This window comes from uncultured Brachyspira sp., from assembly GCF_944390595.1.
GTDB lineage: Bacteria > Spirochaetota > Brachyspiria > Brachyspirales > Brachyspiraceae > Brachyspira.
The window spans coordinates 1-2670 of record NZ_CALXRN010000207.1 but is presented as its reverse complement, the minus strand read 5'-3'; the positions used below and the strand labels follow the sequence as shown (position 1 = coordinate 2670).

General features: G+C 26.8%; 3 protein-coding genes. All 3 read left to right on the top strand.

The window, feature by feature from the left end; all coding sequences use genetic code 11:
* Positions 1-133 precede the first annotated feature (133 nt).
* Positions 134-367 (top strand): hypothetical protein, encoded by a 234-nt coding sequence (locus tag Q0J90_RS12490; protein ID WP_297278224.1) that lies wholly within the window; start codon positions 134-136, stop codon positions 365-367.
* Positions 360-1967 carry a DEAD/DEAH box helicase gene (locus tag Q0J90_RS12485; protein WP_297278223.1) on the top strand — a complete coding sequence of 536 codons (1608 nt, stop codon included), beginning with the start codon at positions 360-362 and terminating at the stop codon, positions 1965-1967. The genes Q0J90_RS12490 and Q0J90_RS12485 overlap by 8 nt, the downstream gene beginning before the upstream one ends.
* A gap of 20 nt (positions 1968-1987) precedes the next feature.
* On the top strand, positions 1988-2670 hold a 683-nt coding region (locus Q0J90_RS12480), incomplete at its 3' end, for an HNH endonuclease (protein WP_297278222.1).

Genomic DNA, 2670 nt, shown 5'->3' with positions numbered 1-2670 from the left:
ATAAAAGCGTTTTGTGACGTACATAATCTGTCCAGTATTATTAAAAGTAAGTCTCCGATATTATTTTCATATATTACAGATAGGAATACCAATAAAAAATATAAAATTATATATGTTGAAAAGGAGTACTTTAATGAAAAAATGTAACTTTACTATAAAAAATGAAATCGTATGTCTATTGGACAATATATGTGACAGAAACAATATGAATAAAAGCGATGTAATTAACAAATTGATTTTATTATGGGATGAGACAGGTGATCCAAGCTATTATTATGATTTAACATACGATTTTAAAAATGAAGAAATTGTTGAAATAGAAAATGAAAAATATCATTTTAAAGCTGAGTTGATAAAAAATGACTAATTATTTAAACAAAAATATTTTCGACGTAGATGAGTCGTGTATAATTTCATCTCCTACAGGTACAGGAAAATCAACAGCTTTAATATCTCACATAGAATCAATAAAAGAACCATGCATTATAGTTTCACCATTAAATGAGCTTGCAATGCAGTTACAAGAAAAAAATACTAATATAGTTGCTATAAATTCAGACACTTCACATAATATATTGGCAGACATTATGTCAACAATAATGAATAAACATTCCATTATAATATCATTAAAAACATTTTCAGAAAACCACGAATTGTTTCTTAATATACCAGTGTATATAGACGAATGTCATAAGTTAATTGAATACAATGAATTATGCAAAACAGAAAAACTTATAAGTGACATTAGGAACAAGAAATTCAGAAAAATAATAGGAATGACGGCTACACCTTTAGGGTTAGATATTTTACTTGACTTAAAAATTATTGAAACAAATCTTATTCCAGAATACAATCGCACAATATATTTAGATACGATAGCAAGTTACGAATTAGAGAACATCTTAGGTTGTGTTATGAGTTTGTATAGAGAACATGGGAAACTCGTTGTTATGTATAACAATAAAAGAGAATGTATGAGATTATCTGAAGAATTAAAACTCCATGGTTTGAAAGTACTAAATTACAATAGTGAAGTAAAAGAAGTTAAAATTATAAATGAACGTTTTAGTGAAGACTTCGATATACTTTTCTGCACTTCTAGCTTAACTACAGGGGTTTCAATAAGAGACGAATATCATGGGGTATGTATATTAAGGTTTTTTGACACAATAAATGCTATACCTCAATTTTTTGCTAGAAATAGGAATAATAACAGCACTGGAACTATAATAAGAAGTTGGTATGCTAAAGACATAGATGGATATAAATTCGAATTCAAAATAAATGAGTACGCAGGTAGAACAGTTGCTAATAATTCTTTGACAGACATAATAAAAAACATTCTAATGGGAATTAAATCGAACATATCAAAGAGTTTTCTTCAATTGTGGCTCAAAAATGAAGGCAATTATAATTTTATATACGGAAAAATTCATTCAGATAAAATAAATTTAAGAGTTAATTCTAAATTTATGCACAATGTCAACGACCAGAGAGATTATTTTATTAACAATATAACACCGAAGTTCGATAAAGGGAATTATATTTTTTTAGATCTGATGTATAAGCTGTATAACTCTGCAGAGAGCAATATGTGTGAAGATGAAATCCTAAAAGGATACCTTGAGGGATATACTCATTTTAAATACTCTGATGATGACATCTTAATAAGAGAAAGATTTTATGATCATTTTTACGATAAAGTAAGAAGATATTATTATGATAAAGCAAAAAACATAGCAGAGAATGTGTCAACAGAATCTATGGATGTTTCTGATTTTGAGAAGATGTTTTTAAACAAGAAATACGTAAAAAAAGAATTAAAGAAATACTGTGTAGAGAAATACAGTATAAAAAATGAAGTTTTTAAAAATATAAACACTATAAATATATTTTTGAAACAAATAGGATTTGAAGTTTACCACAAATATGATGGCGATTACATTGTAAAAGTAGAACAAATTTAATTTAAGGAGAGTTTTTTAAAATGGAGTACGAAGTTAGAAGAATTACTAAACTTATGCGATTTGATGTAAATAGGAAAATAAAACAAATTTATGATTTTTCAAAGAAAGATTATTATGTAGATACAGACGGCAACTTATACTACCGTCGTGAAAAATTAGTAGATATAAAAAACAATTTTGGTTATATAACTAATACTATAAAAGATAATGATGGTGTTGCTAGAACTTTTAGTAGACAACAAATTGTAGCTCAAACATTTTTATTAGACAGTTTTGAAGAAGGAATGACGGTTGATCATATAAATAGAGTTAGGCACGACAATAGATTAGAGAATCTAAGATGGGGTACAGCAAAACAACAAATACACAACCAAACTAGAAAAATCCATAAAATTATCGTGATCGACAACCATCCTTATCAATTGTTCCAGAGAGTTATAGAAGATCAAAGATTGTATTTTATAAACAACATAGAGCCAAAATTTGATAAAAATAACTATAGACCATTAAAATTAATGTATGATATATATAATGCTATATCTAATAATAATGAATTAGATACTATACTGGGTTCTTATGTTAAAGATTATACATTTTTTAAAACCACAGATGATGAGACTGTTATCAGAGCCGATTTTTATGATTATTTTTATCCTAAGATTAGACAATATCATTCTGATAAGGCTAAAGAAATTGCTAGTCA

Excerpts from the sequence above, each read along its gene's own strand:
- Q0J90_RS12485 (WP_297278223.1), top strand. The coding sequence starts at position 360 with ATGACTAATTATTTAAACAAAAATATTTTCGACGTAGATGAGTCGTGT.
- Q0J90_RS12490 (WP_297278224.1), top strand. The coding sequence starts at position 134 with ATGAAAAAATGTAACTTTACTATAAAAAATGAAATCGTATGTCTATTG.